The sequence below is a fragment of the Phenylobacterium sp. genome, from assembly GCF_030693805.1.
In the GTDB taxonomy this organism is placed as follows: domain Bacteria; phylum Pseudomonadota; class Alphaproteobacteria; order Caulobacterales; family Caulobacteraceae; genus Phenylobacterium.
The window spans coordinates 1-4,763 of the sequence record NZ_JAUXZW010000342.1; the positions used below are offsets into that span (position 1 = coordinate 1).

A 4,763-nucleotide genomic window follows, 5' to 3' on the forward strand; every position below is an offset into this window, starting at 1 on the left:
CACCTCCAAGATCGACAGCCGCACCATCCTGGGCGAACAAGGCGGCGAGCAGCTGCTGGGCCAGGGCGACATGCTCTACATGGCCGGCGGCGGTCGCATCACCCGCCTGCACGGCCCGTTCGTCTCCGACGAGGAGGTTGACGCGGTGGCCAAGTTCCTGCGCAGCCAGGGCGCGCCGCAGTACCTGGAGGAAGTCACCGCGGGCGGCGAGGAAGAGGACGGCGATCTCGAACTGGGCGGCGGCGGAGAAGGCGGCGGCGACCTCTATGACCAGGCCGTGGCCGTGGTCACCCGCGACCGCAAGGCTTCGACCAGCTACATCCAGCGCCGTCTGCAGATCGGCTACAACCGCGCCGCTTCGCTGATCGAGCGGATGGAGCAGGAAGGCGTCGTCACCGCCGCCAACCACGCCGGCAAACGCGAGATCCTGGCCGGCCCACCGCCCTAGGGGGAACCCGACAGCGGGCCACCTCCTTCCCCTGATCCCGCGAAAGCGAGGCTGGGGCGTTGAGGAACGGGTGTGGCGCGCCCGCGTTCGAAACTTCGCGGCATCGCCGCAATGGGGCCGCGGGCGGCGGCTAGACTATCGCCCATGACCGGATATCGCCCGATGACCCGCACCACCCGCCGCGCCCTGATGCTGGGCCTGGCCGCCCTCCCGCTGCCGGCGCTCGCCGCAACGCCGACGCCCCTGACGGCGCAGGACCGGGCGTTGGCCAACCGCGCCGCGGCCTATCTCGAAGGGCTGGGCGAGGCCCGCGGCCGCTTCGTGCAGACCGATCCGCGCGGCGTGGTCAGCCAGGGCGCGCTCTATCTCAAGCGTCCCGGCAAGGCCCGGTTCGACTACGATCCGCCGGCGGGCCTGCTGGTGGTGTCGGACGGCGGCGCGGTGGCGATCCAGAACAGCCGGCTGAAGACCTTCGAAAGCTACCCGCTGGCCGCGACGCCGCTGTCGCTGTTCCTGGCGCGCCGCATCCGCCTCGACCAGGGCGTGGCGATCACCCGCGTCACCCGGCTAGCGAACGGCTTCGCGGTTACCGCGCGCGATGGCCGAAAGCAGACCGAGGGCGAGATCACGCTGAGCTTCACCGACGCGCCGCTGCAGTTGATCGGATGGTCGGTGAGCGACGCCCAGGGCCAGTCCACCCGGGTGCGCCTGATCAACCTGCAGCGGACCTCAGGACTCGATCCGGCGCTGTTCGTGCTGAAGGACCCGCGCGTCAAAAACGTCGGCCGTGCCAAAATGTGACAATTGCACAACAGGCAAGGATGTGTGCGATTCTGCTTGACTTTTTCCCATGTCGTTGCATTAATACCACTTATCGCGTCTGAGCAATGGTTTGCATGGGCGTACCCGTCCCGGACCTATCCCCTCCCGGCGGCGGCGAGAGATATCACTTTAACGCCCGGGCCTTCTCCAGTGGTCCGGGCGTTTTCTTATGTCTAAACATCCGCCATGCGCCTTCGCCTCTGCACCTGGAACGTCAACTCCGTCCGCCTGCGCGCCGAACAGATCGCGCGCTTCGTCGCCGAGCAGCAGCCCGACGTCCTATGCCTGCAGGAGATCAAGTGCCGAGAGGGCGAGTTCCCGACCCAGGCCTTCGTCGACATGGGCCTGCCCCACTTGCGGATCAGCGGCCAGAAAGGGTGGCATGGCGTGGCCATCGCCTCGCGCCTGCCGATCGATGACGCCCCGGCGCTGGCGGTCTGCCGCGAGGGCCACGCGCGCTGCGTGTCGGCGACCGTCGCGGGCGTCGAGATCCAGAACTTCTACGTGCCGGCCGGCGGCGACACGCCCGACCGGGCGCTGAACGCCAAGTTCGACCACAAGCTCGACTTCTTCGAGAAACTGACCGCCGAGATGGCGCGGCGCGACCCGAAAATGGCGCTGGCGATCGTCGGCGACCTGAACGTCGCACCCGGCGAGCACGACGTGTGGAACCACCGCCACATGTCGAAGATCGTCAGCCATACGCCGGTGGAGGTCGAGGCGATGCTGGGCCTGAAGGCGTCTTTGGGCTTCATCGACCTGCCGCGCGAAGCGACGCCCGAGCCGCAGAAGCTGCCGTCCTGGTGGAGCTATCGGGCGGTGGACTACCGCACCTCAGGGCGGGGCCTGCGGCTGGATCACATCTGGGTGACGCCGGGCCTGCGTGAAGCCGCGCTCAGCCCGGGCGGTCCGCCGGCGCGCGTCCACGACCACGTGCGCGGCTGGGAACGCCCCAGCGACCACGCGCCGGTGACTGCGGAGCTGATGCTCTAGGGCGCCAGCCGATAACCACCCGCTTCGGTGAGCAGCAGGCGGGCGTTGGAGGGGTCGGGCTCGATCTTCTGGCGCAGGCGGTAGACGTGCGTCTCGAGCGTGTGGGTGGTGACGCCAGCGTTGTAGCCCCACACCTCGGCCAGCAGCTCCTCGCGCGACACGGGCTTTTCGCCGGCGCGGTAGAGGTACTTCAGGATGTTGGTCTCCTTCTCGGTCAGCCGGATCTTCTTCTGGCCATCGTCGATCAGCATCTTCGCCGAGGGGCGGAACTCGTAGGCGCCGAGACGGAACACCGCGCCCTCAGAATGCTCGTGGCTGCGCAACTGGGCGCGTATGCGGGCTAGCAGCACGGCCAGCTTGTAGGGCTTGGCGACATAGTCGTTCGCCCCGGCCTCCAAGCCCGCGATGGTGTCGGCGTCGGCGTCGGCGGCGGTGACCATGATCACCGGGGCGTCGACTCCGACGGCGCGCATCTGGCGGCACGCCTCGCGGCCGTTCATATCCGGCAGGTCGACGTCGAGCAGCACCAGATCGGGCCGGAATTCCTGCGCGATGCGAACGCCTTCGCCACCGTCGGCGGCCTCGAGCGTTGCGAAGTCTTCCTGTTGGAGTTGTTCCGCCAGGGCGCCGCGCAGGTCGGCGTCATCCTCGACGATGAGGAGAGTCTTGCGTTGAGCCATGCGCCGGACCATGCACCGGGTTGGGGTCAGACGGCAAAAACAAATGCGGACATCACGATGATCTTCACCGCCGCCTCGGACGGAAGCTTCGATCTGGGCGGCCGGATCATTCGTTGTGCGCTGGGGCCGGGCGGGGTGGTGGCGGCAACGGAAAAGCGCGAGGGCGACGGCAAGTCCCCGCTGGGGGTCTGGCCGCTCCGCCGGGCGCTGTACCGCGCCGACCGAGGCCCGGCGCCGCGCAGCGCGCTGCCGCTGACTGCGATCGGGCCCGAAGACGGCTGGTGCGACGCGCCGGACGATCCGAACTACAACCGGCCGGTCACCCTGCCGTATCCGGCCAGCGCCGAGCATATGTGGCGCGCCGACGGGCTCTACGACATCGTCGTGATCCTGGGTCACAACGACGATCCGCCGGTTCCGGGCTTCGGTTCGGCGATCTTCCTGCATCTGGCCAAGCCCGATTTCGCGCCCACCCAGGGCTGCGTGGCGATCGCGCGCGCGGATATGGAGGCCTTCCTGGCGATGGCCCAGCCGGGCGACGCGGTGGCGATCGTCGAGCGCTAGACCCCGCGCGCTCCGAACAACGCCGAGCCCACACGCACGTGGGTCGCGCCGAACCGGATCGCAGTCTCGAAGTCACCGCTCATGCCCATCGACAGCCGCGCCACGCCGTTCCGCGCGGCGATCTTGGCCAGCAGGGCGAAGTGCGGGCCGGGCGGCTCATCGGCCGGCGGAATGCACATCAAGCCCTCGACCGGGAGGCCGAATGACGTTCGGCAAAGGGAGATGAAAGCGTCGACGTCGCGGGGCGCCACGCCGGATTTCTGCGGCTCCTCCCCGGTGTTCACCTGCACCAGCAGGCCCGGCGCCGCGCCGCGTTTCTGGATCGCCTCGGCGAGAGCGCGCGCGAGACGTTCGCGATCCAGCGTTTCGATCACGTCGAACAAGGCGACGGCGTCATCGGCCTTGTTGGTCTGCAAGGGACCGATCAGGTGCAGGATCACGCCCGCGCGACGATCCTTCCAGCGCTCGGCCGCCTCCTGAACGCGGTTCTCGCCGAAGCGCGACTGGCCGGCAGCCAGCACGGGCGCGACGTTTTCCCACGGCTGTTGCTTCGAGACCGCCACCAGGGCCACATCGCGGGCCTCGCGTCCGGACGCCCGTGCGGCGCGTTCAATGCGCGCCAGGACGCCGGCGAGCGCGGCGGTGGGTTCATGGGAGACGACGGACATTCGCGGACGTTTCTGGACGGTGGAGCGGACAGCCTGCTGCTTACGGCGGCGGTGCCGTGCGCGTAAGGGGGGGGCGACGGTGCCGCTGCCGGCGCTCCTGTTCTTCACCGACCCTGCGCGCACGCCAGATCCGCTGTACGCCGTCGCCGCCCTGCCGCAAGGCTCCGCCGTCGTGCTGCGTATGTTCGGGGCGGACGATGCGCCGGCGCAGGCCAGGGCCATGCGGCAGGCGACACGGGCGCGCGGCGTGCTGCTGCTGGTCGGCGCCGATCCACGACTGGCGATTCTGGCGCGGGCAGACGGCGTCCACCTCCCTGAGCGGCTGGCCTGCCGAGCGCGGCGGATCAAGGCCGCCCATCCTGGCTGGATCGTCACCGCGGCCGCGCACAGCCTGATGGCGGCGCGCCGCGCGAGGTTGGCCGGCGCTGACGCGGTCGTGGTGTCGCCGGCCTTCCCAAGCGCCAGCCCGTCGGCCGGTCGGCCGCTAGGCGCGCTGCGCCTGGCCGCCCTCGTGCGTGGCGCAGGCGGGCCCGCCTACGCGCTCGGCGGCGTCAACGCACGCACGGCGGCGCGTTTGAAGGATCTGAG

General features: G+C 69.7%; 7 protein-coding genes. 5 read left to right on the plus strand and 2 right to left on the minus strand.

What is annotated here, in order from left to right; translation table 11 throughout:
- From Q8M88_RS13380 to Q8M88_RS13390, 3 genes are all read left to right on the plus strand, one after another.
- Positions 1 to 448 (plus strand): DNA translocase FtsK (locus Q8M88_RS13380; RefSeq protein WP_305597654.1); only part of this gene is annotated, 448 nt, incomplete at its 5' end.
- A gap of 144 nt (positions 449 to 592) precedes the next feature.
- Positions 593 to 1,249, plus strand: coding sequence for an outer-membrane lipoprotein carrier protein LolA (locus Q8M88_RS13385; RefSeq protein WP_305597655.1), 657 nt, complete (start codon positions 593 to 595; stop codon positions 1,247 to 1,249).
- Positions 1,250 to 1,456: 207 nt separating this feature from the next.
- Positions 1,457 to 2,263, plus strand: a complete 807-nt coding sequence (locus tag Q8M88_RS13390; protein WP_305597656.1) for an exodeoxyribonuclease III — start codon at positions 1,457 to 1,459, stop codon at positions 2,261 to 2,263.
- Here the strand turns inward: Q8M88_RS13390 and Q8M88_RS13395 are convergent.
- Positions 2,260 to 2,943 carry a response regulator transcription factor gene (locus Q8M88_RS13395; protein WP_305597657.1) on the minus strand — a complete coding sequence of 228 codons (684 nt, stop codon included), beginning with the start codon at positions 2,941 to 2,943 and terminating at the stop codon, positions 2,260 to 2,262. The genes Q8M88_RS13390 and Q8M88_RS13395 overlap by 4 nt on opposite strands.
- Positions 2,944 to 3,000: 57 nt before the next feature.
- Between Q8M88_RS13395 and Q8M88_RS13400 the strand changes: the two genes are divergently transcribed.
- Entirely contained in the window at positions 3,001 to 3,507 is a 507-nt protein-coding gene (locus tag Q8M88_RS13400) for a L,D-transpeptidase (protein ID WP_305597658.1), read from the plus strand.
- Here Q8M88_RS13400 and Q8M88_RS13405 read toward each other — a convergent pair.
- Positions 3,504 to 4,175 carry a YggS family pyridoxal phosphate-dependent enzyme gene (locus Q8M88_RS13405; RefSeq protein ID WP_305597659.1) on the minus strand — a complete coding sequence of 224 codons (672 nt, stop codon included), beginning with the start codon at positions 4,173 to 4,175 and terminating at the stop codon, positions 3,504 to 3,506. The genes Q8M88_RS13400 and Q8M88_RS13405 overlap by 4 nt on opposite strands.
- A gap of 79 nt (positions 4,176 to 4,254) precedes the next feature.
- Here Q8M88_RS13405 and Q8M88_RS13410 point away from each other — a divergent pair.
- Positions 4,255 to 4,763: thiamine phosphate synthase (locus Q8M88_RS13410; RefSeq protein ID WP_305597660.1), on the plus strand; the 509-nt coding region annotated here is incomplete at its 3' end.

Coding starts and splice junctions, on each gene's coding strand:
- Q8M88_RS13405 (WP_305597659.1), bottom strand. CDS start 4,175: ATGTCCGTCGTCTCCCATGAACCCACCGCCGCGCTCGCCGGCGTCCTG.
- Q8M88_RS13385 (WP_305597655.1), top strand. CDS start 593: ATGACCGGATATCGCCCGATGACCCGCACCACCCGCCGCGCCCTGATG.
- Q8M88_RS13400 (WP_305597658.1), top strand. CDS start 3,001: ATGATCTTCACCGCCGCCTCGGACGGAAGCTTCGATCTGGGCGGCCGG.
- Q8M88_RS13395 (WP_305597657.1), bottom strand. CDS start 2,943: ATGGCTCAACGCAAGACTCTCCTCATCGTCGAGGATGACGCCGACCTG.
- Q8M88_RS13390 (WP_305597656.1), top strand. CDS start 1,457: ATGCGCCTTCGCCTCTGCACCTGGAACGTCAACTCCGTCCGCCTGCGC.